Source organism: Streptomyces sp. NPDC094147 (genome assembly GCF_044764265.1).
Taxonomy (GTDB): domain Bacteria; phylum Actinomycetota; class Actinomycetes; order Streptomycetales; family Streptomycetaceae; genus Streptomyces.
Genome location: NZ_JBIWHT010000008.1, coordinates 180,044 through 205,819, shown reverse-complemented (window position 1 = coordinate 205,819; position 25,776 = coordinate 180,044). Strand labels below are relative to the sequence as shown.

The following is a 25,776-nucleotide window of genomic DNA, read 5'->3' as shown; positions in this document are numbered from 1 at the left end:
CCGCACCGGGAGGGTCTTGTCGCTGTCCCAGTAGGTGAGGTAGTCCGAGTCAGCGACGGCCTGCAGACCATGGCCGCTCGCCGATGCCGACGCGCTCATCGTGTAGGTGGACGGGGCGATGATTCCGGTGCGCCCGTTCGTGGTGACCTTGAAGACGGTGTCGTACGGGTCCCAGCCGGACAGGCCCGTCAGGGTGAGCGTGCCGCCGGACTGGGCGTACGAAATCGCCCGGCCGGTACGGAGGTTGGTCACCCCGGTGATCCGGTAGCCGTTGTCGCGCAGCTTGAGCGTCGGGGTGCTGGGCAGGGTGACGACGCGGATGTACTGGAGGCCGGGGTCGGTCTTGCTGATCGTGGTGACGCCCTGGGCGCCGTCGTTCCAGAGCCCGGGTTTGAGGCCCCCGTACATGTAGCCGCCGCCCTCGACGCCGTGCAAGGACTCCCAGAGCAGCACGGAGCGCGAGAGCGCGGGGCGCCAGGAAAGAGCGCGCCGCGTCCCTGCCCCGTCGGCGCCCCGGGTGGTTCGGTGCCGCGGTGTCGCCTGGGGCGTCGACCGCATCGTCCGCCGCAAGCGCGAGCTGGACAAGTCCGCCCGCCAAGTCGCGCAGATCATGTCCATGACCGGCGTGTCTTCTGTTGGACGGACCGGTCGAGCGCGTAGTCCAGCGGGCTCGATCCAGCCGTAGTGGTCCTGGAAGGCGTCGATGCGGGTGCGCATGATGCCGGGCGCGGAGAGTTCGGTGAGGGAGGCGGCGACGGCGTCCAGTGCCGGGCCGAGCCGGCAGAAGTTGACGTATCCCTCGACGGCGAGGCGCACTCCGGGCAGCACCTCGGTGCCGGACCACATGCGCTCGCGGGTGATTCCCGCGGCTTCGCCGAGCCGGAGCCAGCGCTCGATGCCGCCCGTGCCCCGGGCGGGCCCGTCGTGGTCCTGGATGCGGCGCAGCCACATCCGGCGCAGCTGCGGATCGTCGAACTTGGCGAGGATGTGGGCGTCCTTGACCGGAATGCTGCGCTGGTAGTGGAAGCGGTTCACGATCCACCGCCGGAGTTCGTCGCGTTGGAGTTCGCCCTTGTGTATACGGAGGTTGAAGGGGTGCCGGTCGTGGTAGCGCTGCTCCACGACGGTGCGGAGCCGCTGCTCGAACTCGGCTTGATTCCAGGGGTGTTGGGGGTCATCGCTCACAGTTCGATCACCATCCGCTCGGCGGCGACTGCCAGGCCGTGCTCGGCGAGCCGTGCGTGCTGGGCGGCCGCGGGGTCGTTGAGGGGGTTGGTGTTGTTGAGGTGGGTGTAGAGGCAGCGGCCGGGGAGTGCGGCCAGCCGGTGGGCGGTGCCGTGCGGCCCGACGATGGGCAGATGCCCCGTCGCGGTCGCGGTGCGGGGCGAGATTCCGCTGCGTACCGGCTCGTCGTCGTCCCAGAAGGTGCCGTCGGCGAGGACGACATCGGCGCTCCGCACGGCGTCCTGGAGTGCGTCGGACCAGGTGGCGATGGCCGGGGCGTAGACGGCCGAGGCGCCGGTGGCGGGTTCGTACAGCCGCAGCGCCACCGACCAGGTGGGGTCGTCGGGGCCACAACTGGCCGCGTACCGGGGGCGCTTGGCGGAGACGGGTACGGCGCTGATCTCGATGCCGCCGGGCGCCGAGAGCGCTTCCGGCTTCTCGGCGAGCTCGCGCCATTCCAGGGCGGCGTACGGGCCGAGCACCTCGCCGAGCCGGAGCCGGTCGAGGAGGGCGGCCCGCACGGTCGCGGTGGCCCGGACGGTGAGGCCGTCCGCCTCGCGGAGGCGGGCGATGCCGAGGGTGTGGTCGAGTTCGGCGTCCGTGAGGATCACTCCGGCGACCGGGGTCTCGCGCGGTCCGGGCCCCGGTCGCAGGGCGGGGGCGGATTCGATCCGGTCCGTGATGTCGGGACCGGCGTTGACGATGTGCCAGCGGGTTCCGGGGCCGCCCGACCTGACAGCGAGGGAGGCGTGCCGGCGGCGGCGCCGCGGGTGGGCGCGCGCCCCGGCACAGCCGGGACACGCGCAGTTCCACTGCGGGACTCCGCCACCCGCCGCGGTGCCGAGCACCTGCAGCAGCATGGCGGTGCCCCTACCGGTCGGCGTGGAAGTAGCCGGTGACCTCCAGCGCGGTCTCCACGACCGTGTACTCGGGCGTCTCCCAGACCGCGGCCTTCACCGTTTCCTCCGATGTTTCCTGCATGTCCTTCAAGGGATGCACCTGCCTTCCTGAGAGGTGGGGTTCAGGAGTGAACGGTGTGTGGCACATACATGAGCAGGACCGAACGCATTGTTCACAAGAGTGTCCGGAGTTCAGCTATGTGCCATAGAGTCGCGTCTTGTCGTGGCGCGGTCAATGGTTCAGACCGAGAAGGTCGGAGCTGTATGGGCCATCCTTGTTGCACGAAGGGGCACGGATTGTTGAACGCCCAGTCAGGAGCGGCGCCGAACCGCAGGTCAGGAGCGGCCGTTGGGAATGCGTTGCTCCGCTCGTTCGTTGACCATGGGAGTACCAACCGACGACGTAAGGATCGACCGCTCGTGAGCAAGGTCCCCTCCATCACTCTCAACAACGGCGTCGAGATGCCGCAGCTCGGTTTCGGCGTCTGGCAGGTGCCGGACGACGAGGCCGCCAAGGCGGTCACGACGGCCATCGAGTCCGGGTACCGGAGCATCGACACCGCCGCGATCTACGAGAACGAGACGGGCACCGGCAAGGCCGTCGCCGCCTCGGGGGTCGCCCGCGAGGAGCTCTTCGTCACGACGAAGCTCTGGAACTCCGAGCAGGGCTACGACTCCACCCTGCGGGCCTTCGACGCCTCGCTCGACAAGCTCGGCCTCGACTACGTCGACCTGTACCTGATCCACTGGCCGGTGCCGGCCAAGGACGCGTACGTCGACACGTACAAGGCATTCGAGAAGATCTACGCGGAGGGCCGTGCCAAGGCGATCGGCGTCTCCAACTTCCAGCCGGTGCACCTGGAGCGGCTGCTCGGGGAGACCTCGGTGGTCCCAGCCGTCAACCAGATCGAGTTGCACCCGCAGCTCGCCCAGGCCGAGTCGCGCGCCCTGCACGCCAAGCACTCCATCGCGACCGAGGCCTGGTCGCCGCTCGGCCAGGGCCGGGGCCTGCTTGAGGTACCGACGGTAGTTGCGATCGCACAGAAGCACGGCCGCACCCCGGCCCAGGTGGTGCTGCGCTGGCACCTCCAGCTCGGCAACGTGGTGATCCCGAAGTCCGTGACGCCGTCGCGGATCAAGGAGAACATCGACGTCTTCGGCTTCGAGCTCGACGCGGACGACCTGGCCGCGCTCGCCGCGCTGGACGAGGGCAAGCGCCTGGGGCCGAACCCGGCGGAGTTCAACCTCGGGGCCTGAGCGCCACGTACGTCGTGATCACCGCGTCCGTCGCGACCGCGTGAAAGGGTGCCGCCCGGCCTGATCGGGCGGCACCCTTTTGTCGCTTTCGACCACAGGTTGGTCAGGGCACAACCAAGAATGTTCATTCAAGTGCGACGCTCAGGCAAAGCGTTCGACATCAAGCGATAAATTCACTTGTTCTGCACATGACCTTCCCGATGGGATCGCGAAGACCGCCTCGCGCGGCTTCACCCCACTCAGGGAGCATTCATGCGCATAGCCCGCCCCCGGACTCGTACCGCAGCCGCGACAGTTGGGGCCACCGCCCTCGCCGCCGCCGCGGTGATAGCCACCCCGCTGTCCGGGTCCGCCACTGCCGCACCCGCTGTGCCGCAGGTCAAGCCCGTACCGGCGATCGCCGGGCACCAGCTCGCCCACTCGACCGGCGGCCCGCTCACCACCGAGCAGTGCCAGGCCAAGTGGAAGATCGCCTGCTACGGCCCGCTCCAGTACCGCCAGGCGTACAACCTGAACCCGCTCTACAAGGCGGGCATCACCGGCAAGGGCCGCACGATCGTGATCGTGGACTCCTTCGGCTCGCCGACGATCCAGCACGACCTGGACGTGTACAGCAAGCAGTACGGCATTCCCAGTAGCAAGGTCGACGTGGTCAAGTGGGGCAACGTGCCCACGTGGGACCCGAAGAACAAGGACATGACCGGCTGGGCCGGCGAGTCCACGCTCGACGTCGAGATGGCGCACGCCGTCGCGCCGGACGCGAAGATCGTCCTGGTCGAGACCGCGGTCGCGGAGACCGAGGGCGTCACCGGCCTGCCCGAGATGATGGACGCCGAGAAGTACATGATCGACCACGGGGTCGGCGACGTCATCACGCAGAGCTTCGGCGCCACGGAGAACACGTTCCCCGGCTTCGACAAGGGCGACTTCTCCAGCATCAAGAACCTGCGGTATGCGTTCAAGGACGCGGCGGCCCACGGCGTGACCGTGCTCGCCTCCTCCGGTGACGGCGGCGCCACCGACAACACCGCGGACGGCAGCGGCTACTACAAGGAGCGCGTCAACTCCTGGCCGTCCTCCGACCCGCTGGTCACCTCGGTCGGCGGCACCCAGCTGCACCTGGACGACAAGGGCAACCGGCTCAGCCCCGAGAGCGTGTACAACGACAACGGGGCGGGCGGCGGCGGGCAGTCGCACGTCTTCGAGCGTCCCTCGTTCCAGAACGGCGTCCGTTCGGTCGTCGGCAACCGCCGCGGCACCCCGGACATCTCGATGGCCGCCGCGGTCAACGGCGGTGCCTGGGTGTACTCCAGCTACGACCCGACCGCCGTGGGCTGGGACGTCTCCGGCGGCACCAGCGAGGCGAGCCCGCTGTTCTCCGGCATCGTCGCCCTCGCCGACCAGGCCGCCGGGCACCGCCTCGGTGACATCCACGACGCGATGTACTCGCTCTACAAGCACCAGGGGTACAAGCCGAGCTCCGGCCTCGTCGACGTCAACGACGGTACGAACAACAGCTACCAGGGCGTCACCGGCTACACCGCGGTGAACGGCTACGACATGGCGACCGGCATCGGCACCGTCGACGCGGCCCACTTCGTGACCGCGCTGGCCCGCGAGAGCCGTCACCACTGACGGTCCCGCACCCTCGCATGACGACGCCGCCGCCCGGCTCTCCGGGCGGCGGCGTCTTGGCGCGCCGCTTCGCGAGGCGCTCTCCCCCGGTGGAACCCCGGGGACGAAACCAGCATCAAGCGGGTTGGCACGGCCGTGTGGGCCGCGCCGGGAGAAGAGGTACGAGAGTGACTCAGAGGAGCGGACCGTCCCGGCGGGCGGTGCTGGTGGGGCTGGCACTGGCCGCACCGGTCGTGGCGGCGGGTTGTGGCGGGGGCCACGACAAGAGTTCCGCGTCGAAGAGCCCGGCGGCGCACGACCCCGGACACGACACCACGATCATGATCATCCGGCATGGGGAGAAGCCGGCCTCCGGTGATCCCGGGTTCGACGAGGCCGGGAAGCAGGACAAGAAGTCGCTGACGCGGCGGGGCTGGGATCGCGCTCACGCACTGCCCCGGCTCTTCCTCCCCGACGCGGGCGCCGCCCCGACCGGCGCCGCGAGCGCAACGCCCTCCGCGGGCGCCTCGGCCAACGGGGGCGGCTCGCCCGGCAGTTCCGGATCGGCGCTGCTCCCCCGCCCCGCGACCGTCTACGCCGCGGCGGACCATGGCCCGCAGGCTGGTGCCCACCGGATGCGGCAGACGGTGACGCCGCTCGGCGAGGCCCTCCACCTCCCGGTGAACACCGACTTCGCCGAGGGCAAGGAGAAGGACCTGGCCGCCGCCGCACTCGCGGCGACCGCCCCCGTGCTCATCTGCTGGGAGCACTCCCGGATCCCGCCCATCGTCGAAGCGCTGGGCGCCTCGCAGGCCACTGGGGTGCCGAAGGTCTGGCCCGACCGCTTCGACCTGGTATGGCTGTTGACGCGCCGGTCCGGCACCTGGACGTTCCGCTCGATGCCGCAGCATCTGCTGCCCGGTGACGCCTCCTGAACAACGAGCAGCATCGCTCAGGGTGAAATGAACGCGGCGCACCCCATGCCGCTCGGCGGCGAGCGGCATGGGGTGTCGGACCGGGGTTCTGCCTACCGGGTCAGCCGATCTGCGCGCCGTACGCCTGGAGCGCGTCCGGCACGGGCTGGAAGAAGGTCTCGCCGCCCGAGGTGCAGTCGCCGCTGCCGCCGGAGGTCAGGCCCAGGGCCGTGCTGCCGTCGAAGAGCGAGCCCCCGCTGTCGCCGGGCTCCGCGCAGACGGTGGTGTCGATCAGGCCGTCCACCTGGCCTTCCTGGTACGTCACGGTGGCGTTGAGGCCGGTGACCTGGCCGCCGTTGACACCGGTGGTGGAGCCGCTGCGCTGGACCTGCTCGCCGACGGTGGCGTTCGCGGCGCCGCTGATCTGCTGCGAGGAACCGTTGTACAGGTCCACCGCGCTCGGGTGGTCGATGCCGCTGGTGTAGCGGACCAGGGCGTAGTCGTGGCCGGGGAAGGTGGAGGCCTCGGTTACCGCGATCTCCGAACCGCCCTGCTGGTCCGACCAGCTGGAGACCGCGTTGCCGCAGTGCCCGGCGGTCAGGAAGTACGGCTGGCCGCCCACGGTGACGTTGAACCCGAGGGAGCAGCGGGCACCGCTGCCCCAGATCGCGTCGCCGCCCGCGATGAGCGGCTGGAAGCGTCCGGCCGTTCTCTTCAGGGTGACCGTGTCGCCGAGGCTTCGGACCACCTTGTTGAGCTTGGCGAGTCGGTCACCGGTGACGGTGCGGTCGGCCTTGACGACCAGCTTGTTGCTGACCGGGTCCATCGACCACGAGGTTCCCGGAATGGAAGCCTTCGCCTTCAACTCCTGGCGCGAGGCGTTGAGTTGTGCCATCGAGTGCCTGACGGTACGAGGTTGGGCACCCGCCTTGCGAACGCTGTCGGCGGTGGCGGCGTCGACCACGTTCACCACGAGCTTCTTGCTCTGGGCGTCGTAGTACGAGCCTGCCGTGCGGCCCGTGAGGGTGGTGTCGATCCGGTGCGCCAACTGGCCCGCCGAGACGGCGGACTGCGTGTCGGCAGTCGGTGCGGGGGCCGCGGTGGCGTTCTGCATCGTCAGGGTCGCGCCGAGCGCCAGGGCTCCCGCCGCGGCGGTGGCCGCGCGTCGGCCGGACATCCATCGCTGCTTCAACTCGAAACCTCCTGTGGGGGGTTGAGCCCGGACGCGGGTGTTCGCCGGGCCCGATCGGCGCGATGGCCCGGACGCGCCGGCCGGGGTCCCCGACACTTATCGCGTCCATGCCAACTCGCCGCGTCGAGTATCCCCACCCTTGCAGTTCTGCGCAAGCAACGAACTCGCTTGATATGCAAGGGGGTTGGCGGCATACGCGGGAAGGATGGGGCACCATGCGGAGGAGTTCCGGACATGCGTGAGGGAACTGAGGCGACCCCCTACGGGAGTTGAGCCGGGCGCTACGGCTTCGCGAGGCCGATGTGCACCGACCTGGCCGTCAGCATGAACACATCGGGGCGGTTCGCGAGCCCCTGCGGGTCGGCCGGGTCGAGCAGCCGGTCGAGGGTGGCCAGATCCTCCCGCGACAACCGGTCGGCCATGGAATCCCGGCGCCGCGCGAACCCCGCGATCGCCAACTCCCGTACGGACGCGCCGATCGGCGCGGGGTGGTCGGCCAGATAGGAACGGGTGCCGACGGGCTCAAGGCCCGCGTCGGTGAACAGCTGGGCCCAGTCCTCGATCTCTTCCTTCGCGCCCGGCAGCGAAGCACGCATGTCCGCGAACCACTCCTCGGTCACGGCCTCCAGCCGGGCCTCCAAGCCGGTCCGGCCGATGCCGAAATCGCGCGGAAGATGACGGGCCCGAAGGCCGCCCTCGACCAGCAGCAGCGCGCCACCGGGGCGCAGCAGCCCCGCGAGTGCGGCCAGGGCCGCGCGCTGGTCGCCGATGTGGTGCAGCGAGTTGCCCATCCAGATCAGGTCGGCCTGCCCCAACTCATCGATCTGGCCCGGCACTTCGGCCTTCAGGGTGCGGACGCGCCCGGCCACGCCGAGGCGTTGGGCGCGCTCTCGGGTGCGCTCCAGGAGCGCGGGCGTCGAATCGACGGCCACGACCTCCGCCTCCGGGAAGGCCTCGGCCAGCAGGCAGCTCACGACTCCGGGCCCGCTGCCGATGTCGAGGATGCGCCGGATCCCGGCAGCCGGCCGCAGCTCGGCGACGCGCGCCGCCGCCTGCTGGTACACGGACGCGAGCGCCTCGGCCTCGTTCTCAAGGAAGGGCGCGATGCTGTCCCAGTCGAGATCCGGGGTGCCGTGAGCGTGCTCGTGGTGCGGAGCGTGGACATTGCGGGAGGCCTGCGGAGCCGCGGGGTCCTGGTGATGGTGGTCCTGAGAGCGCTTCATCCGCCCAGACTCACTCAGCCGTCGCCGAAACCGGAAGCTCATTTGCCGCTTCCGCAAAGAGTCCGGTGTTCCTGTGGGCTGATGCCGCGGACCCGCTTGAAGGCCGCGCTCAGTGCGAACGCCCCGCTGTATCCGACCTGCCGGGCGATCGCCTCGACCGTCGCGTCTGTTTCCCGCAGCCGGTCGGCGGCGAGCGCGAGGCGCCACCCCGTCAGGTACGCCATCGGCGGCTCCCCCACCAACTCCGCGAACCGCCGCGCGAATCCCGCCCGCGAGACCCCGCACTTCGCTGCGAGCGAGGCCACCGTCCACGGGTGCTCGGGACCGTTCTGCATCAATCGCAGCGCCGGCCCGACCACCGGGTCGCCCATCGCCCGGTACCCGGCGGGCGCGTCCGCGCCGGGCCGCGAGAACCAGGAGCGCAGCACCGCGATGAGCAGCAGATCGAGCAGCCGGTCGAGCACGACGCTCTGGCCCGGCTCGTCGCGGGAGATCTCGTCGCCGAGCAGCGGCATCAGCGAGCAGTTCCACTCCTCGGCCGTGAGCAGCACCAGCGGCGGCAGCGCGTCGAGAAGCCGTCCGCTGATCTCACCCTCCATCAGATACGTTCCCACGAACATGGTGGCCGAGCCGTCCGGCGCGTTGCCCCAGGTGCGTACCCCCAGGTCCATCGAGTCCGACAGCGCCTCCCCGCGCAGGGTGGTGCAGGTCCCGCCGGGGCCGATCCGGGCGAACGGCGCGAGCTCCGGTGAGTGGGTGACGGTGTACGGGTCGGGGCCGCGCACGATGACGATGTCGCCGGGAGCGATGTGCACGGCATCACCCTTGTCGGGCACGATCCAGGCCTCGCCCGCGGCCATCGACATCAGGCAGATCGGCGCGCGGTCCTCGATCCGCACGGACCACGGGGGTTCCATCACCATGCGCAGCAGGAAGGCCCCTCTGGCCCGCGGTCCGTCGAGCAGTCCGGCGAGTGCGTCCATGGGGTCAGCGTAGAACGGGCCGGGCGGCGCGCGGCGTGGACGAACGCGCATGGGGATTGGCTCCTGGCGCATGGAGAGTCCAGCGCCGCCCGACGACGCTGGACCCATGACGAACACGACGCAAGACCTCGAACAGCTCAGGCGTACGGACGACGTGCAGGAGGCGGACGGCTCGGCCCGGCGGACCGTGTTGGTGACGAGCGGCACGGGCAAGACCGGCCACCGGGTGGTCGAGCGGCTTGCCGCCCGGGGGGTGCCGGTCCGGTCGGGGTCGCGCTCCGGCAAGGTCCGCTTCGACTGGGCGGACGACTCGACGTGGGACGCCGCGCTGCGCGGCACGTATGCCGCGTACGTCGCGTACTACCCCGACCTCGCGGCACCGGGCGCGCAGGACGCGCTGCGCCGGTTCGGCCGGATCGCGGCGGCGGGCGGGGTGCGCCGGGTCGTCCTGCTCTCCGGGCGGGGCGAGCCGGAGGCGGTGCTGGCCGAGAGCGCTCTGCGCGAGGCGTACCCGGACCTCACCGTGGTCCGCGCCTCGTTCTTCGCGCAGAACTTCAGCGAGGGCGCGATGACCGAGGGCGTGCTGGCGGGGACGGTGGCCTTCCCGGCCGGCGACACCGCCGAACCGTGGGTCGACGCCGACGACTTGGCGGACGTCGTGGTCGCCGCCCTCACCGAGAACGGCCACGCCGGGCAGACGTACGAGCTGACGGGGCCGCGCCTGCTCACCTTCGCGGAGGTGGTGGCGGAACTCTCCCGCGCGACCGGCCGCGAGATCCGCTACGTGCCGGTGTCGGGTGCGCAGTACGCGGAGTCGCTCACGCAGTACGGAATGCCCGAGCCGGATGCCGCGTGGCTGGCCGGGCTGTTCACCGCGCTCCTCGACGGCCACAACGCGTCCACGACGGACGGGGTGAAACAGATCCTGGGCCGCGAGCCCCGCGACTTCGCTGACTTCGCGAGGGACGCGGCCGCGGCGGGCGACTGGCACGTGTGAGACCGCCGGCGCGCCGGGCGGCGAGAACCGCTTCCGAGCGGGACGGGCGAGGACCCGCTTCCTTCGCGGGGCGGGACGGACTGGACGGGGGTCTGTCCGCCCCGGCCACACCTTGCCGTCACTCACTCGCCGCACCGGCCGCCAATCTCCGTACCGTGCAGGCGAGTTGGGCCCGCAGCCATGCGGGGCGAGCACCTCCGCCGCCGCAGAGCTGCCGGCTCAGGGCATGGGCCTACTTGGATTCGACCCGCCCGAGCGGATCGGGCCCGGCCGCAAGGGCGTCACGTGCCGTCTGCCAGGCGGAGTCCCCGGGGTGGAGCTCGGTGCGGAGGTAGGCCCAGGTGAGTCGCTGGACGGCCCGCACTCGCTCGGGGTTCTCGTCCGTGGTCTCGGCGACGTCGTATCCAGCGACTCCGCCGAGCCCGTGCTCCGCGTCGAACAGGGTGAGCAGGGACTTGGGGCCCGGGGAGAGGAAGTACGGATCAGCGTGCCAGTCGGGGCCCCGAACCGTCAGGTGGGTGGAGGCGTCCTTGCCACCGGCGACCACGAGGGTGGGGGTCGTCATCCTGGAGAAGTCGGTGGTCAGGAAGAAGGAGAGATTCTCGGCCACGGACTCGGTGAGGGCATCGCCGCCCCGGCCGGGCGCGGCGAGCAGTACCCCCGCCTTGATCCGGGGATCGGCCAGGTTCACTTCCGTTCCGTCGTGCGGATCGGTGAGCCGGGCGCCAAGGAGCAGGCTCGCGGTGTGTCCGCCCATCGAGTGCCCGGCCACCGCGACCTTGCTTCGGTCCAGGCGCCCGAGGAGCTGCGGGACGGCGGCCTCGATCGCATCGAGCCGGTCGAGGATGCGCGTCATGTCCTCGGCCCGCGATCGCCAGTACAGCGGCGCCCCGGGGGTATCCGGATCCAGGCTCAGCGTCCTGGAGCTCAGGTGGGTGGGCTGGATCACGACGAAGCCGTGCGCCGCCCAGAAGTTGGCGAGGGGGGCGTAGCCGTTCAGCGAGGAGAGGTTGTTCGAGTAGCCCTGGCCGTGCGAGAGGAGGATGACCGGCAGGTCGCTCCCGGTCACCGGCGCGGAGACCCGCACCTCCAGGTCAACGGCTCGGCCGGGAGCCGGCAGCACCACCGGGCCGACCGAGAGGACCGGAGTGGGCGGGCCGAAGGCCTCGGTTGCGTACGTCGATTCACTCATGATGCGCATTCCCTTCAAGGGCCTCTGCTGCCGGTCCCATGCGGCCGACGGCGGGCGAGGCGGTCAGGATCGTCTACGCTGAAAGCGGAGCGCTGTTCCATTTAATATACGGAGCAGTGTTCCGTTTAGTCAACGGCCGTCGGAAGGAGCCCGTGGTGTCCACTGCAAGGGAGTCCGGGGAGGTGCCGGCCCGCGGCAAGCGGGCCGACGCGCTGCGCAACCAGCAGACCCTGCTCGATGCCGCCGCCGCGGTGTTCGTCACCTCCGGCGTCGACGCGCCGATCCGTGAGATCGCGGCCCGAGCGGGTGTCGGGATGGGGACGATCTACCGCCACTTCCCGAATCGGGCGGACCTCGTCGTCGCCGTCTACCGCCACCAGGTGGAGGCGTGCGCCGAGGCCGGCCCGACCCTGCTGGCCGGTGCCGACTCTCCGCTCGATGCACTCCGCCAGTGGGTCGACCTCTTCGTCGATTTCCTGGTCACCAAGCACGGACTCGCCAACGCGCTGCAATCGGACAGCAGCGGCTTCGACGCGCTGCACGCCTACTTCCTCGACCGCCTGGTGCCCGTCTGCGCGCAATTGCTCGACGCCGCGGTCGACGCAGGTGACATCAGGCCCGGTACGCACGCCTACGAACTGATGCGGGGCATCGGCAACCTCTGCATCGGGCGCGACAGCGACCCCCGCTACGACCCCCGCCGCCTGGTCGAACTACTCCTTCAGGGACTGCGGCCGCAGTCGTCCTGACGTCGAGGGCGAGCCGAGCGGCGTCAAGCCCCCTTCCGTCTACGGTGAGCCCGAGGGCCTCTCAAGCCCCCTTTCGCAGCGCCAGCAACCGGTACTCCGGGTCCGCCCGGGGCCGTTCCGGGTCCGGCAGTGCGGCCAGGGATGCGGCCAGTCGCTCCGCGGGCGGGCCGGTCAGGGTCAGCCAGGAAGCGAATCCGCCGCGCCGGACGGCGTCGGCGGCGGCGAGCGGGGTGCGACCCTGGCCGTGGCCACGGAAGCGGGCCTCCGCCACCGGGGCCAGGCCGTGCCGGGCGGCGTACGACTCGATGAGGCCAGCGTGGTCGGAGGCGGTGCCGGTGCGGTGCGGGGTGAGCAGCGTGTCGATGTCGGAGCCGACGTCGTGGGCGGCGTCCTTGTCGACGGTGGTGATGAACACTCCGCCGGGCCTCAGCACTCGTGCCGCCTCGGCCACGATGAGGTGTGGTGTGTTCCGGGCCAGGTGGAGCAGCCACACCGCGCTCACGGCGTCCAACGATGCGTCGGGGAAGGGGAGTTGGACGACATCGGCGAGAACGATCCGGGGGCCGACCCGGTCGGCGGCGATGCGTGCCATGCCGGGCGAGGCGTCGGCTCCGCAGACGCGCAGGCCGGGGCGGTTCAGACGCTGGGTGACCAGGCCGGTGCCGCAGCCGATGTCGAGCAGGGTGCGGGCGGCGGCGGGGACGAGCCCGAGGACGGCCTCGGCGGCGGCTTCGGCCCGGGGCACGCCGCCGCGCGTGGCATCGTAACGCGCCGCTTCCACGTCGTAGTTCAGCATGCGGCTCACTGTACGAGTGGGGTCATCCGGCGCCGTGTCCCGGGGCGATCTCCTCGACGCGGTGGGCGAGTTGGAAGTCCCGCTCGGTGAGTGCGCCGCCCACGGCGTGGGTGTTCACGGACAGGGCGATCGTGTTGTAGCCGAGGGTGAGGTCGGAGTGGTGGCCGAGCTCCTCCTGGATCTGGGCGACGTGGACGACCATGGCGGTCGCGGCGAAGTGGCTGGCGAGGCGGTAGGTGCGGGAGATCCGGTCGTGGTCGTGCGAGAGTGACCAGCCGGGAAGCTCGCGCAGCCGGTCCTCGACGTCCTTCTGCGACAGCGGCTCAAGGGGCATCTCCGGAAACTCCTTACGGGGTGGTGACACGACGGAGTGGAGCGGTGACTGGAGGGTTCCACATCCGTAGCGTCTCCTCTATGCGTGTACTTGTCACGGGAGGCGCGGGCTTCATCGGCTCGCACATTGTCACAGCACTGGCCGCACACGGCCATGAGCCGCTCGTCCTGGACCGGGCGGTCCGGCCGGAGGACGACGTCTGCGATCCGGAGGCCGTAGCCCGAGCGCTGCGCGGGGTGGACGCGGTCTGCCACCAGGCGGCGATGGTGGGTCTCGGCACCGGCTTCGCCGACGCGCCCGCGTATGTGAGCTGCAACGACCTCGGCACCGCGGTGCTCCTCACGGCCATGGCGGACGCCGGGGTGGCGGAACTGGTCCTCGCGGGGTCGATGGTCGTCTATGGGGAGGGCCGCTATGAGTGCGCCACACACGGTGTCGTACGCCCGGGTCCGCGGCCGGTCGAGTGGCTCGACTCCGGGCACTTCGAGCCTCAATGCCCCTACTGCGAAGCGGAGTTGAGCCCCGGTCTGGTCACGGAGGACGCTCCCGTGGACCCGCGCAACGTGTATGCGGCGACCAAGCTGGCCCAGGAGCATCTGGCGGCGGCCTGGGCGCGGGCGACCGGCGGGCGGGCGGTGTCGCTGCGCTACCACAACGTGTACGGACCGGGGATGCCCCGCGACACGCCCTACGCGGGGGTGGCCTCGTTCTTCCGCTCGGCGCTGGCCCGCGGCGAGGCCCCGCGGGTCTTCGAGGACGGCGGCCAGCGCCGGGACTTCGTGCACGTACGCGATGTGGCGGCGGCGAACATGGTGGCGCTGGAAGCGCTCTCCAGTCGCCCGGCCGGCGCGCTCACCGCGTACAACACGGGCAGCGGGATGCCGCACACGGTCGGCGAGATGGCCTCGGCGCTGGCCTGGGCGCACGGGGGGCCCGATCCGGTGGTGACGGGCGAGTACCGGCTCGGCGACGTACGGCATATCACCGCCGACTCGGCGCGGCTGCGGAGCGAGCTGGGGTGGAAGCCGGTGGTCAGTTTCGGGGACGGGATGGTGGAGTTCGCCACGGCGGAGGGGTAGGCACGGCGGGCGGGGCGCAATCGCGCCCGGGGGCCGCGGCGACACGTACGCCGCGGCCCCCGGGCTCTTAGACCTGCGCCGCCGGGAGGGTCAGTTCGAAGCGGCAGCCGCCTGCCACGTTGCGTACTTCGGCGCGTCCGGCGTGGGCCTCCACGATGCCTCGGACGATGGCGAGGCCGAGGCCCGCGCCGCCGGGCGGGGTGCGGGCCGCGGTGCCGCGCCAGCCGGTGTCGAAGACGCGGGGCAGGTCGTCCTCGGAGATGCCGCCGCAGCCGTCGGTGACGGAGAGCGTGACCGCGCCGCCCCGGTCCTGCGCGCCGACCGCGACAGTGCCGTCGGCCGGGGTGTGGCGGATGGCGTTGACCAGGAGGTTGGCGAGCACCCGGGTCATCTCCTTGCCGTCGACCTCCACCGGCACCGCGTCGACGCGCTCGCCCACGAGGCGTACTCCGTGTTCGCGGGCCAGCGGGTCCGCGCCCGCCAGTGCGTCTCCGATCAGGTCGTGGACGGACATCCGGGCCGGGTTGAGCGAGAGCGCTCCCGCGTGGATGCGGGAGAGTTCGAAGAGGTCGCCGACCATGGAGTTGAGGCGTTCGACCTCGGTTCTGATCTGGCGGAAGTAGCGGTCCGGGTCCTTGGCCATGCCGTCTTCGAGGGCCTCCGCCATCGCACGGAGCCCGGCGAGCGGGGTGCGCAGGTCGTGCGAGATCCAGGCGACCAGTTCGCGCCGTGAGGTTTCCAGCGCCCGCTCCCGCTCCCGCGACTCGGTGAGCTTCGCGCTGGTGGCCGCCAACTCCCGGCTGAGCGCGGCCAGTTCGGCGGTCGCTGGGCCGGTGGGGGCGTCGAAGCTGCCGCCGTCGCCGAACGAACGGGTGGCGAGTGCGAGGCGGCGGCTGCTCGCGACGACCCGGCGGCCGAGCAGCAGCGCGGTGGCGAGCGAGGCGACCGCGGCCATGGCGACGACCACGGTCACCACCGTCAGGTCGTGGGAGTTCAGAAGCATCGCCCAGGCGACGGCCAGCGTGCCGGCGAGCATCGCGAGGACGGCGACGGCCGCGACGACGGCCACGGACGCGGTGAGCGAGCGGTGCCGCAGGAGCCGCAGAGCGAGCGCCCCGCCGAGCCCCGCGGCCGCCGCGCCGAGGAACGCGTACAGCGCGATGAGCAGGACGTCACCCATGGTCGGCCCCGTTCAGCCCGGCGGTGTGCGGCTGGGCCATGGCAGCCCCGGCATCGGCGGCCTCGGCCTCACCCTCCGGTTCGGACTCGAAGCGGTAGCCGACGCCCCACACCGTACGGATCAGGGCGGGTTTCGCCGGGTCGGTCTCGATCTTGCCGCGCAGACGGCGGACGTGGACGGTCACCGTGGACAGGTCGCCGAACTCCCAGCCCCACACCTCATGCATCAGCCGCTCTCGCGAGATCGCCTCGCCGGGGCGGGCGAGGAGGTAGGCCAGCAGGTCGAACTCCCGCAGGGTCAGGGCCAGTTCGCGTCCGCCCTTGGACGCGGTGCGGGCGGCCGGGTCGAGCGCGATGCCGGAGCGCGACACGCGCGGGCCCGGACGGGCCGTGGCGGTGCGGGCGCGGCGCAGTACGGATTCGACGCGGAGCACCAGCTCGCGCGGGCTGAAGGGCTTGGTGACGTAGTCGTCGGCGCCGATCTCCAGGCCGAGGATGCGGTCGTCCTCGTCACCCCGCGCGGTCAGCATGATCACTGGCACCGGGGCCGTGGCGCGCAGCCTGCGGCAGACCTCCAGGCCGTCCATTCCGGGCAGCATCAGGTCGAGGACCACCAGGTCGGGGCGGCGCCGCGCGGCCGCGCGCAGGGCGGCGGGGCCGTCGGCGGCGAGGTCGACGGTGTGGCCGGCGGATTCCAGGTAGCCGGTGACGACCTCGGCGACGGTCGGGTCGTCGTCGACGACCAGGATGCGGCTCTCGGTGCTGTGCATGCCATCCAGCGTCGCACCGCCTGGGGGCGTCCGTCTGCGCCGGGCGGGCCACGGGTGGGCGATGTCCGCGTTTCGTAAGAACCGGAAATCCGTTTTGCCCGGTTTGGATTCGTACGGTGAGGGCGTGACTGAATCCCCTTCCGCACCGTGTGCGGTGACCGTGGACGTCGTACTGCCCTGTCTGGACGAGGCCGAGGCGCTGCCCTGGGTGCTTGCCCGGATCCCGGACGGCTGGCGGGCGGTCGTGGTCGACAACGGCTCCTCGGACGGTTCACCCGAAGTGGCCCGCGCCCTCGGCGCGACCGTCGTGCACGAACCCCGCCGGGGGTTCGGCGCGGCCTGCCACGCCGGGCTGCTCGCCGCCGAGGCCGAGTACGTCTGCTTCTGCGACTGCGACGCCTCCCTCGACCCCGCCGAGCTCGTCCCCTATGTACGGGAGGTGGCGTCCGGCGCCGCCGATCTCGTGCTCGGCCGGCGGCGGCCGCAGGGTATGGGCGCCTGGCCGCTGCACGCGCGGGCCGGGAACCTGGCGCTCGCGCGGATGCTGCGGCGGCGCACCGGGCTGCGGCTGCACGATCTCGGGCCGCTGCGGGCGGCGCGCCGCGAGGCGCTGCTCGGGCTCGGGCTCACCGACCGGCGCAGCGGCTATCCGCTCCAGATGGTGGTGCGCGCGGCGGACGCGGGGTGGCGGGTGGCCGAGCGCGAGGTGCCCTACCGGCCGCGCACCGGGAGGTCGAAGGTGACCGGGACGTGGCGGGGCACCTGGCAGGCGGTGCACGACATGCGTCGGGTCCTTGCCGAGCCGCCCGCGCAGGCGTCGGCACCGGCGGCTGCCCGATGAGCGGGCCGACGGCCGGAGCGGGCCGGGGTGCGGCATCGGGCACGACGCTGCTCGTCCTCGCGAAGGCCCCGGTGCCCGGCCGGGTCAAGACGCGGCTCACCCCGCCGTACACCCCCGAGGAGGCGGCCCGGATCGCCGAGGCCTCGCTCGCCGACACGCTCGACGCGGTGCTCGCCACCCCCGTACGCAGAAGGGTCCTGGTGCTCGACGGCGAGCCGGGGCCGTGGCTGCCGGAGGGCATCGAGGTGCTGCCGCAGTGTGCGGGCGGGCTGGACGAGCGGATCGCGGCCGCGTTCGCGGCGTGTACCGGGCCCGCGCTCCTTATCGGCATGGACACCCCGCAGGTGAGCCCGGCACTGCTCGCGCCCGCGCTGGTGGCGCACGGTCCGGACGACGCGTGGTTCGGGCCGGCCGAGGACGGCGGGTTCTGGGCCCTGGGTCTCACCGAGCCCGACCCGTCACTGCTGCGCGGGGTTCCGATGTCGGTGCCCGAGACCGGGCGCGTACAGCGGCAGCGGTTGTACGACGCGGGGCTGGCGGTGCGTGAGCTGGCGCTGCTGCGGGACGTGGACACCGCGCGGGACGCCCGGCTGGTCGCGGCCGAGGCTCCGCACGGCCGCTTCGCCCGCTCCCTGCGGGACGGGGCCCTGACTGCGGCAGCAGCCGGCCCCCTGGCCCCCGGACCCCGCCCATGATGCGAGCGCTCTCCACCACCGCGCCCCCGGCCTGGCACGCCGACCCGTATACCGACGCGCTGCGCTCCGGGCGGGGTCCGCTGTTCCTGCGCAGACCCGACGGCTGGCTGCTTCCGCTGGAGGTCGAACGCTGGTGTGCGGAACCGGACTTGGCGGACCGGACGGTGCTGCGGCGCTGCCGGGGCGCGGTCCTCGACATCGGCTGCGGGCCGGGCCGGCTGGTGGCGGCGCTGGCCGCCGAGGGGGTCGCGGCGCTCGGGGTCGATGTGAGCCCCGAGGCGGTCCGGCGCACCCGGGCCCTGGGCGGCAGCGCCCTGTGCCGTTCGGTCTTCGACCGGCTGCCCGGCGAGGGCCGGTGGGACACCGCGCTGCTCCTGGACGGGAATGTGGGCATCGGCGGCGACCCGGCCGCGCTGTTCGCCCGAGCGGCCCAACTCGTCGCGCCCGGCGGCCTGTTGCTGGTCGAGGCGGCCCCGTACGAGATCGACGAACGGATCCTGGTGCGGATCGCCGACGCGCGGGGTGCGACGGGAGGCGACTTCCCCTGGGCTCGGCTCGGCACGAACGCGCTGCTCGCCTGCGCCTGCCCCCTGGGGTGGCGCCCGGCCGGGCGGTGGACCGCGGCGGGCCGCCCGTTCGTGGCGTTGCGGCGCGGATAGCGACGCGGCGGGAGGGCGGGGCGGGGAGTCGACCCCGCCCCGCCCTCCCCCTGTTCAGGCTGTGCTACCGCTGTTGCTCAGGTCAGCTCACGTTGACCGCGGTGTCGTCCACGACGAACGACGTGGCCAGGCTGCTGTCCTCCACACCGTTGAACTTGAGGGTCACCGTCTGCCCCGCGAACGAGGAGAGGTCGAAGGACTTCTGCGTGAAGCCGGTGTTCGCGTTGAGGTTGGAGTAGGTCGCCAGGGTGGTCGAACCGGCCGTCACCGTCAGCTTGTCGTAGGCGGTGGTGGTGGTCGTCTCCTGGGTGTCGATGTGCAGGTAGAAGCTGAAGGTGGCGTGGCAGCCGGCCGGGACGGTCACCGACTGGGAGAGCGTGTCGGTGTGGCTGGAGCCGTAGCCGTCGAGCCAGGCCTTCCACGAGCCGGAGTGCGCCGCCTCACCGCTGGAGTTGTCGATGACGCCCGCGGTCGCCGTCCAGGGAGCGGCGCTGCCGGTCTCGAAGCCGGGGTTGCCGAGCAGCTGGGTCGGGGTGCAGCCGCCGCCCGGGTTGGTGACGTTCCAGGTGAACGACGTCGAGCCGCTGGCATTGGTGGAGTCCTTGGCGGTGACCGTCACGCTGGAGGATCCGGCGGCCGTCGGGGTGCCGGAGATCAGACCGGTCGACGCGTTGATGGACAGGCCGGCCGGGAGCCCGGTGGCGCTGTAGGTCAGCGACTGGCTGCTGTCCGAGTCCTTGGCCTTGATCTGGAGCGAGGCCGCGGTGTTGACCTGGGTCGACTGGTTGCCGGGGTTGGCCACCGTGACGCTGTTGCCGGTGCTGGTGCCGCCGGTGAAGGCCGCGGTGCCGTTGGGGGTGCCGAGGCCGGTCGGGCCGTCGTAGCCGGGGCCCGCGGTGCACAGGTAGCTCGGGCTGCAGCTGCCGTTGGCGCCCGAGGTGACGTCGTTCAGCGAGGACGCGTGGGCGTACGGGTAGGACGCCGGGTTGGTGTTCGCGGCGGGGGTGCCGGCGAGGGCGTAGACGCTCGCGATGATCGGCGAGGAGGCACTGGTGCCGCCGTACACGTTCCAGCCGGAAGCCTGGTAACTGTCGTACACGGCAAGGCCGGTGGCGGGGTCGGCAACCGCGGAGACGTCGGCGACGGTGCGGTTGGTGCAGCCGGTGTCGGTCTGCCAGGACGGCTTCGGGTCATACGCCGAGCAGCCGGAACCGGCGCCCTGACCGCCGGAGCTGGTGCCCCATACGGACTCGGACCAGCCGCGGGAGTTGCTGGCGCGGCTGAGCGAGGTGCCGCCGACGGACGTCACGTACTGGGAGGCCGCGGGGTACTCGACGCCGTAGCCGCTGTCACCGGAAGAGACGGTGATGGCGACGCCCGGGTGGTTGAAGTAGGTGGAGTCCGAGGTGGGGTCGGTGGCGTCCTCGCTGCCGCCGTAGCTGTTGGAGACGTACTTGGCGCCCATGGTGACCGCGCGGTTCACGGCGGTGCCGAGGTCGGCCATGGAGGCGCTGGTCGCCTCGACGAGCAGGATGTGGCACTGCGGGCAGACGGCGCTGACCATGTCGACGTCGAGCGAGATCTCGCCGGCCCAGCCCGAGTCGGCGGTCGGGTAGCTGGTGCCGCCGTTCTGGTCGACCTTCTTGAAGCAGCCGTTGGCGGTGGTGCAGGCGGGCAGTCCGTACTGCGAGCGGTAAGTGGCCAGGTCCGACTCGGCGTTGGGGTCATCGTTGGCGTCCACGATCGCCACGGTGGCACCGGATCCGGCGCTCGCGGGCAGCGCGTAGGCGCTCTGCAGGTCGGTCGGGCCGTAGCCGGAGGGAGCGGCGGCCGGGGATATGCCGAGGTGGTGCCGCACATCGGTGCGGGCCAGGGCCAGGCAGGACATCATCCCGGCCTTGGTGGGCTGGGCGCACAGCCGCTGGGTGTTGGCAGGCTGGCTGCCCGTGTGGGTGGCGGCGGCGACGGACGGGGCCGCGGCGATGAGTCCGCCGGTGACCAGGGCCACGGCGGACAGGACCGCGGTGGATACGCGGCCGGTCGGCCTGGGGAGGCCGAAGGGTCTCTTCGAGTACAAGGAACTGCCCTCCATGGGGGTTGGTTCGCCGGATCAGGGCGAGCGGAGGTTGCGGGATCTGGGTGTTCGGCGGAGCGGATCCGGCGCGTTCGGCAGTACGTTGGGATGCGATCGGCGGTACGTGCGGTCCGATCGCGGGTGCCTGTGCGATGCGATCGGCGGTACGTGTGCGGTGCGATCGATCAGCTCGTGCGGCTGTGCGTGATCAGCGCGTGCGGCCTTGCGCGATCAGCTGGTGCGGGGTGGCGCGATCAGCTCGTACGGCGTTGCGTGATCAGAACATGCCGCTGCGCACAGTCGGCGCATGACGGCCTTGCGTGATCTGCACATGACGGCTTGCATGATCGGTGCATGACAACGACACCTCGCGAGACTGCCACCCGCTTCAGTGGTGGCATGGTTGAAGGTAGCGACGGCTGTCGGGAGCGACAACAGCCCTTTGGTAAGCCGCAGGCAAAGCCTTGCCCTCCAAATGGGATGGATCGTCGGCTGAATCGACCGGGAAACCCAAAGGATCTCTGGGCTGCTCCGGGCCGGGTGTACGTGTATACCGTGGCGGCAGCAAGCCGAGGAGGACGTGCATGGAGCCCGATGAGGGGTCGGTCAACGACCTGGTGGAGCTGGGTCTTTCGCGCTACGAGGCGCGGGTCTACCTCGCCCTGGTCAGACGCGACTCGTACACGGCGGCGCAGGTGGCACGGGAGGCCGAGGTGCCCCGGCAGCGCATCTACGACGTGCTCGACGGACTGGTCCGCGCCCAGCTCGCGGTGGCCCACCGGGGCCGGGTCGCCACGTTCACCGCGGTCGCCCCGGAGCTCGCCCTCACGCGTCTGATGAACCGTCAAAGAGAGTCCCTGGAACGGCTGGAGAAACTGTCGGGGGGTCTCACCTCACTGCTGCTTCCCCTGTGGGCGGACGGCCGGGCGCACACCGATCCGCTCGACTACATCGAGGTGCTGCGCGATCAGCGGCAGATCGCCGAGCGCTTCGCGGACATCCAGGAGCAGGCCGGATCCGAACTCCTCACCTTCTGCATGCCCCCGTTCGTGGCACCGGCCGCCAACACCTCCGGCATCAAGGCGACGCGGCGGCTGCGACGCGCCAAGGGCACGGTGCGGGCGGTGTACACACAGGACGCGCTGGCCGACGAGGAGGTGCTGGAGAACGTGCGGCGCTTCGCCGAGGCCGGGGAGGAGGCCCGCTTCACGGAACGCCTTCCGCTGAAACTGGTCATCGCGGACGCCTCGCTGGTGCTGTGCGACATGCCGGATCCGGTGGCGGGCACCGGCTCCACGACCGCCCTGTACATCGAGCATCCGGCCCTGGCGGCCTGTCTGCGTCTCGCGTTCCAGAGCGTGTGGGAGGCGGCGGCGCCGATGCGGGTGGCTTCGCACACCGCGCACTGACCCCGCGCTCCCCCGCATCAGTCGCTGGAAGCACGCGGCCGGCGCGTCGTCCACCACCCCCGGGCCCGGCGCGCCGCCCCGAGCAGCAGCGCGAGGGCCGCCACCACCGCGAGGCAGACCAGCAGGCCGCGTACGTAATCCAGCGGCAGGACGGTCGAGTTGGCCGTCGGGAGCGGGCGGAGCAGCACCGGCAGGGCGACCAGGGTGAGGCAGCCCGCGGTCAGCAGGGTGCCGCGCAGCAGCCCGCGGTTCTTCAGGCCGCCGGTCAGCAGGCCCGCCCCCAGGACGAGCGGCGCGATCACCCCGTCGTGCAGGACGACGGCCCCGGCCAGCCAGACCAGGACGTCCCAGTGCGTGGCCTGCTGCCAGACCAGCAGGCCCCCGAGCGCCATCAGGGCAACTCCCCCTGCTCCAAGGACCGTTCGCATCACAGCACCTCCAGCCGGGTGACCCACTTGGTCTGGAGCACTCCGGGACGGTTAGGCGCGATGATGCGGGCCGGGTAGCCGTGGTCCGGGCTCAGGGTCTGCCCGTTGAGCTTCAGGGCGAGCAGGGTGAGCGGGTCGTGCGCGTACTCGCGGCCCATCTCCGTCACCCGGTACGCGCCGTACCGCTCCAGCGACACCACGCGGATCCGGGCATGGGGCGGCGCGCCGGCCCTGCGCAGCAGGTCGGTCACGCGCACGCCCGTCCAGCGGGCGGACTTGCTCCAGCCCTCGACGCAGGCGATGGGCAGGACGGATTCGTACTGGGTGAGTGCGGCCAGTTCGGCGAGGGTGAGGGTGTACGGGCGTGGCCCCGCCACCGTCAACCGGTAGGCGGTGGCGTCGACTTGGCCGACGCCGGCCGCCGTCGCGGTCCGGTTGACCGGGAGGCCCAGCGGCCCGTGGTCGGGGTGGCGCGGCGCGAGCACGTCGAAGGCCTTCAGCGGGGTGAAGGACTGGCCGACGGTGGTCAGGGTGACCGCGCCGGCGGCGGCCGCCACGCCGGTCAGGAAGGAGCGCCGGTCGGGGCCGTCGGCCACGGGAAGCGCCAGCGTGCCGGGCGATGTACTGCCCCAATGCGCCCTGATGTCCGGGTACTTGACGGCCACGTGCACCAGCAGCGCCCCGGCGAGCAGCCACGCCACCGCGAAGTGGACCGGCACGAAGGAGAACGGCCAGGGGTACCACTGGACCGTGTTCAGGAGCCCGGTGAGCAGTTCGAAGACCGCGCCTGCCACGAGGACGGCAACCGAGAGCCGCTCCAGGGCGTGGCGCACCGAGCGCAGCGGCGGCCACGCGAACAGCTTCGGGTACACCGTCCACAGCTTGGCGAGCAGCAGCGGAATCGCGGCGATACCGGCCGCCACGTGCAGGCCCTGGGTGAACCGGTACCCCCATACGGGCCTGCTGGGCAGGGTGTCCGCCAGCCATCCGGGCGGATGCTGGAGGTAGTGGCTGATCAGTCCGGTGCCGAAGCAGACGGCGATCGCGACACCCAGCCAGCGGCCGGTCGAGGTCGCCGTGCGCGCATCGTGCAGCCTGCCCTTGAAGACGGGCGGCCGCAGCGCGGGAAGTCGTGGCTTCATGGCTCCATCCCACCCCGGCGGACCGCGGTTCAGGAGGGCCCGACACCTTACGGTTCGCGAACACCGCCGACCGGCGCGGGAATGCCGTGACGCAATCCGTACCGTGACAGAGGCACGGATATGTGGTTAGGATCTTCGGGCAGCATCGCGTGTCGGTCACCGGCCGGGTGAGACATGGAGGTGTCTGTGAGATGCCTGTTGGAGGCATTCCACCGTGTCAGTACAGTTGAATCACACGATCGTTCACTCCCGAGACAAGCGGGTCTCCGCCGAATTCCTGGCGGAGGTTCTGGGCCTTGAGGTCGGCAAGGAATGGGGACCGTTCATCCCCGTCGAGACCAGCAACGGAGTCGCGCTCGACTTCGCGACGGCTCCTGCGGACACCCCGATTACGGCGCAGCATTACGCATTCCTCGTGTCCGAGGAGGAATTCGATGCGGCATTCGGACGGATCAAGGCGATGAATCTTCCCTACTGGGCGGATCCGTTCCAGCAGCGCCCCAACGAGATCAATCACAACGACGGCGGCCGCGGAGTCTATTTCCCGGATCCGTCCGGACACGGGATGGAAATCCTGACCGTTCCGTACGGCGGCTGGAAGTAACCACCCCTGCTCGATCCGCCCCCGTCGTCCACCGAACCTTACGGTTCGCGGACGGCGGGGGCGGCTTGCCGTACGGAGCGGCTCCGAGCTGCGAGGCTCGCGGGGTGACCCATGGACGTACCGTACGCACCGCCGCCCTGCTCGCCTCGCTCGTCGCCGTGCTCGTGTTCACCATCCGTTACGACCGGCACGCCTCCGATCCGGGCGGGCTTTCGTGGTGGTACGCGGCGGCCTGGCTGCTGTTCGCCGCGGCCGCCTGGTCTCTGCGGAAGGTGCCGGTCCGCCACGGTGCCGCGCTGATCGTCGCGGGCGGCATCGCCGTCGCCGCGACCGGTCTCCTCGCTCCCCCGCGCACCAGCACCGACGCCTACCGGTACGCCTGGGACGGCCGGGTGCAGGCCGCCGGGATCTCCCCGTACGACCATGCGCCGGGCGACCGTGCACTGAGCCGGCTGCGCGACAGCTGGCTGTTCCCGACCGGCCGGGCCCAGTGCTCGCTGCCGGACCGGGCTCGGATCGACGGCGGCTGCACCCGCCTCAACAGGCCTTCCGTGCACACCATTTACCCGCCGGTGGCGGAGGCGTACTTCCTGCTGGTCGACGAGGTCTCGCCGCCCTCCGCCCGTCTCAAGCCGCTCCAGATCGGCGGTGCGCTGTGCGCGGTGGGCACCACGCTCGGGTTGCTGCGCGTGCTGCGGCGCCGCGGTCCGGACGGGACGGCGGGCTCCGTTTCGGCCGCCGCGTACTGGGCGTGGTGTCCGGCCGTGCCCGTGGAGGCCGTCAACAACGCCCATGTCGACGTCCTGGCCGTGCTGGTGACGATCGCCGGGCTCGGCGTGCTGACGGGCGGGGCCGGCTCCGCCGTCGGGCGGCTGCGCGCCGCGGCCGGCGGGGCGCTGATCGGTGCGGGCGTCGCGGTGAAGCTGCTGCCCGCCGTCGTCCTGCCCGCGGTACTGCGGCGGCGCCCGGTGACCGTGCTCCTGGCGGCGGTCGGCGTGATCGCGCTCTCCTACCTTCCGTACGCGCTCTTCTCGCACTCCTCGGTGTTCGGCTACCTCGGCGGCTACACCCAGGAGGAGGGGTACGACGACCCGTCGACGCGGGGCCGGTTCGCGCTGCTGCGCCTGGTGCTCCCCGACAGCTGGTCCCTGCCGGTCACGGCGGCCGTGCTGCTCGGGGTGACCGGGTACGTGGTGCGGCGCGGGAGGGCCGAACACCCTTGGTCCGGCGGGCTGTTGCTGCTCGGCTGGTCCTTTCTGCTGCTCACCCCCGGCTATTCCTGGTACGCGCTGCTCCTGGTGGCGCTGGTGGCGCTCGACGGGCGGTGGGAGTGGCTCACCGTCGCCGCGGCGACCGCGGCCGCCTATGTGACGGCACCGGCCGCGCCGGACTTCCCCGTGGCGACGACGGCGTACGCGGTCGCCGCCTGCGCGGTCATCGCGGGCTGGGCGGTGCGGCGCCGGGCGGGGCAGGGTTCGGGGCGTCCGGGGGCGTTGTCAGTGGAGCGGGTTAGTGTCTGAGG

General features: G+C 71.6%; 25 protein-coding genes and 1 pseudogene. 12 read left to right on the top strand and 14 right to left on the bottom strand.

Annotated features, from left to right (window positions below; translation table 11 throughout):
- Positions 1–657 precede the first annotated feature (657 nt).
- The 3 genes and pseudogenes from ACIQ8J_RS15660 to pqqA form a co-directional block, all read right to left on the bottom strand.
- Positions 658–1,185, bottom strand: a pseudogene (locus ACIQ8J_RS15660) (pyrroloquinoline quinone biosynthesis protein C); the annotation flags it as partial.
- Positions 1,182–2,084 (bottom strand): pyrroloquinoline quinone biosynthesis protein PqqB, encoded by a 903-nt coding sequence (gene pqqB / locus ACIQ8J_RS15655; protein WP_403272185.1) that lies wholly within the window; start codon positions 2,082–2,084, stop codon positions 1,182–1,184. The pseudogene ACIQ8J_RS15660 and the gene pqqB, both read right to left, overlap by 4 nt.
- A 10-nt stretch (positions 2,085–2,094) precedes the next feature.
- On the bottom strand, positions 2,095–2,205 hold the full coding sequence (gene pqqA / locus ACIQ8J_RS15650) for a pyrroloquinoline quinone precursor peptide PqqA (protein ID WP_403272186.1): 111 nt from the start codon (positions 2,203–2,205) through the stop codon (positions 2,095–2,097).
- Between the two features lie 338 nt (positions 2,206–2,543).
- On the opposite strand from pqqA, the gene ACIQ8J_RS15645 reads away from it, so the two are divergent.
- The 3 genes from ACIQ8J_RS15645 (at position 2,544) to ACIQ8J_RS15635 (ending at position 5,929) form a co-directional block, all read left to right on the top strand.
- The gene (locus ACIQ8J_RS15645; RefSeq protein ID WP_403272187.1) at positions 2,544–3,380 is read left to right on the top strand and encodes an aldo/keto reductase; all 837 of its coding nucleotides are present in this window, start codon (positions 2,544–2,546) and stop codon (positions 3,378–3,380) included.
- 252 nt (positions 3,381–3,632) lie between these two features.
- Positions 3,633–5,015, top strand: coding sequence for a S8 family serine peptidase (locus tag ACIQ8J_RS15640; protein WP_403272188.1), 1,383 nt, complete (start codon positions 3,633–3,635; stop codon positions 5,013–5,015).
- Between the two features lie 167 nt (positions 5,016–5,182).
- Positions 5,183–5,929, top strand: a complete 747-nt coding sequence (locus ACIQ8J_RS15635; RefSeq protein ID WP_403272189.1) for a hypothetical protein — start codon at positions 5,183–5,185, stop codon at positions 5,927–5,929.
- A gap of 100 nt (positions 5,930–6,029) precedes the next feature.
- Here the strand turns inward: ACIQ8J_RS15635 and ACIQ8J_RS15630 are convergent, their stop codons facing one another.
- From ACIQ8J_RS15630 to ACIQ8J_RS15620, 3 genes are all read right to left on the bottom strand, one after another.
- Entirely contained in the window at positions 6,030–7,085 is a 1,056-nt protein-coding gene (locus ACIQ8J_RS15630; RefSeq protein WP_403272190.1) for a S1 family peptidase, read from the bottom strand.
- Positions 7,086–7,381: 296 nt separating this feature from the next.
- Positions 7,382–8,323 (bottom strand): class I SAM-dependent methyltransferase, encoded by a 942-nt coding sequence (locus ACIQ8J_RS15625; RefSeq protein WP_403272191.1) that lies wholly within the window; start codon positions 8,321–8,323, stop codon positions 7,382–7,384.
- Between the two features lie 38 nt (positions 8,324–8,361).
- Positions 8,362–9,306, bottom strand: a complete 945-nt coding sequence (locus ACIQ8J_RS15620; protein WP_403272192.1) for a cupin domain-containing protein — start codon at positions 9,304–9,306, stop codon at positions 8,362–8,364.
- A 106-nt stretch (positions 9,307–9,412) separates the two neighbouring features.
- Here ACIQ8J_RS15620 and ACIQ8J_RS15615 point away from each other — a divergent pair, with 106 nt between their 5' ends.
- A complete protein-coding gene (locus tag ACIQ8J_RS15615; RefSeq protein WP_403272193.1) occupies positions 9,413–10,303 on the top strand; it encodes an NmrA family transcriptional regulator in 891 nt (296 codons plus the stop codon).
- Between the two features lie 232 nt (positions 10,304–10,535).
- Here the strand turns inward: ACIQ8J_RS15615 and ACIQ8J_RS15610 are convergent, their stop codons facing one another.
- Entirely contained in the window at positions 10,536–11,495 is a 960-nt protein-coding gene (locus tag ACIQ8J_RS15610) for an alpha/beta hydrolase family protein (RefSeq protein ID WP_403272194.1), read from the bottom strand.
- Between the two features lie 155 nt (positions 11,496–11,650).
- On the opposite strand from ACIQ8J_RS15610, the gene ACIQ8J_RS15605 reads away from it, so the two are divergent.
- Complete coding sequence (locus ACIQ8J_RS15605) at positions 11,651–12,244, top strand: TetR/AcrR family transcriptional regulator (RefSeq protein WP_403272195.1); 594 nt, start codon at positions 11,651–11,653, stop codon at positions 12,242–12,244.
- 61 nt (positions 12,245–12,305) lie between these two features.
- Here the strand turns inward: ACIQ8J_RS15605 and ACIQ8J_RS15600 are convergent, their stop codons facing one another.
- Positions 12,306–13,040 (bottom strand): class I SAM-dependent methyltransferase, encoded by a 735-nt coding sequence (locus tag ACIQ8J_RS15600; RefSeq protein ID WP_403272196.1) that lies wholly within the window; start codon positions 13,038–13,040, stop codon positions 12,306–12,308.
- 22 nt (positions 13,041–13,062) lie between these two features.
- Positions 13,063–13,374: a 4a-hydroxytetrahydrobiopterin dehydratase gene (locus ACIQ8J_RS15595; RefSeq protein ID WP_403272197.1), complete on the bottom strand. Its 312-nt coding sequence runs from the start codon at positions 13,372–13,374 to the stop codon at positions 13,063–13,065.
- A gap of 80 nt (positions 13,375–13,454) precedes the next feature.
- Between ACIQ8J_RS15595 and ACIQ8J_RS15590 the strand changes: the two genes are divergently transcribed.
- On the top strand, positions 13,455–14,453 hold the full coding sequence (locus tag ACIQ8J_RS15590; RefSeq protein ID WP_403272198.1) for an NAD-dependent epimerase/dehydratase family protein: 999 nt from the start codon (positions 13,455–13,457) through the stop codon (positions 14,451–14,453).
- Between the two features lie 67 nt (positions 14,454–14,520).
- Here ACIQ8J_RS15590 and ACIQ8J_RS15585 read toward each other — a convergent pair whose 3' ends face one another.
- Positions 14,521–15,633: a sensor histidine kinase gene (locus ACIQ8J_RS15585; RefSeq protein WP_403272199.1), complete on the bottom strand. Its 1,113-nt coding sequence runs from the start codon at positions 15,631–15,633 to the stop codon at positions 14,521–14,523.
- Positions 15,626–16,402 carry a response regulator transcription factor gene (locus tag ACIQ8J_RS15580; RefSeq protein ID WP_403272200.1) on the bottom strand — a complete coding sequence of 259 codons (777 nt, stop codon included), beginning with the start codon at positions 16,400–16,402 and terminating at the stop codon, positions 15,626–15,628. Before ACIQ8J_RS15580 ends, ACIQ8J_RS15585 begins: the two co-directional genes overlap by 8 nt.
- Positions 16,403–16,526: 124 nt before the next feature.
- Here ACIQ8J_RS15580 and ACIQ8J_RS15575 point away from each other — a divergent pair, with 124 nt between their 5' ends.
- Genes ACIQ8J_RS15575 through ACIQ8J_RS15565 form a run of 3 tightly spaced genes read left to right on the top strand, consistent with a single transcriptional unit; the run spans position 16,527 to position 18,597 of the window.
- Entirely contained in the window at positions 16,527–17,243 is a 717-nt protein-coding gene (locus ACIQ8J_RS15575; RefSeq protein ID WP_403272201.1) for a glycosyltransferase family 2 protein, read from the top strand.
- A complete protein-coding gene (locus ACIQ8J_RS15570; RefSeq protein ID WP_403272202.1) occupies positions 17,240–17,938 on the top strand; it encodes a DUF2064 domain-containing protein in 699 nt (232 codons plus the stop codon). Before ACIQ8J_RS15575 ends, ACIQ8J_RS15570 begins: the two co-directional genes overlap by 4 nt.
- Positions 17,935–18,597 (top strand): class I SAM-dependent methyltransferase, encoded by a 663-nt coding sequence (locus tag ACIQ8J_RS15565; protein WP_403272203.1) that lies wholly within the window; start codon positions 17,935–17,937, stop codon positions 18,595–18,597. The genes ACIQ8J_RS15570 and ACIQ8J_RS15565 overlap by 4 nt, the downstream gene beginning before the upstream one ends.
- Positions 18,598–18,679: 82 nt before the next feature.
- On the opposite strand, the gene ACIQ8J_RS15560 is transcribed toward ACIQ8J_RS15565, so the two are convergent.
- On the bottom strand, positions 18,680–20,674 hold the full coding sequence (locus ACIQ8J_RS15560; RefSeq protein WP_403272204.1) for a putative Ig domain-containing protein: 1,995 nt from the start codon (positions 20,672–20,674) through the stop codon (positions 18,680–18,682).
- A 581-nt stretch (positions 20,675–21,255) separates the two neighbouring features.
- On the opposite strand from ACIQ8J_RS15560, the gene ACIQ8J_RS15555 reads away from it, so the two are divergent.
- Complete coding sequence (locus ACIQ8J_RS15555) at positions 21,256–22,080, top strand: TrmB family transcriptional regulator (protein WP_403272205.1); 825 nt, start codon at positions 21,256–21,258, stop codon at positions 22,078–22,080.
- 17 nt (positions 22,081–22,097) lie between these two features.
- Here the strand turns inward: ACIQ8J_RS15555 and ACIQ8J_RS15550 are convergent, their stop codons facing one another.
- Both ACIQ8J_RS15550 and ACIQ8J_RS15545 read right to left on the bottom strand, forming a co-directional pair.
- Complete coding sequence (locus ACIQ8J_RS15550) at positions 22,098–22,472, bottom strand: hypothetical protein (protein WP_403272206.1); 375 nt, start codon at positions 22,470–22,472, stop codon at positions 22,098–22,100.
- A 35-nt stretch (positions 22,473–22,507) separates the two neighbouring features.
- The gene (locus ACIQ8J_RS15545) at positions 22,508–23,650 is read right to left on the bottom strand and encodes a molybdopterin-dependent oxidoreductase (protein WP_403272207.1); all 1,143 of its coding nucleotides are present in this window, start codon (positions 23,648–23,650) and stop codon (positions 22,508–22,510) included.
- A gap of 214 nt (positions 23,651–23,864) precedes the next feature.
- Between ACIQ8J_RS15545 and ACIQ8J_RS15540 the strand changes: the two genes are divergently transcribed.
- Positions 23,865–24,254: a VOC family protein gene (locus ACIQ8J_RS15540; RefSeq protein WP_403272208.1), complete on the top strand. Its 390-nt coding sequence runs from the start codon at positions 23,865–23,867 to the stop codon at positions 24,252–24,254.
- Between the two features lie 104 nt (positions 24,255–24,358).
- Entirely contained in the window at positions 24,359–25,774 is a 1,416-nt protein-coding gene (locus ACIQ8J_RS15535) for a glycosyltransferase 87 family protein (protein WP_403272209.1), read from the top strand.
- Positions 25,775–25,776 lie beyond the last annotated feature (2 nt).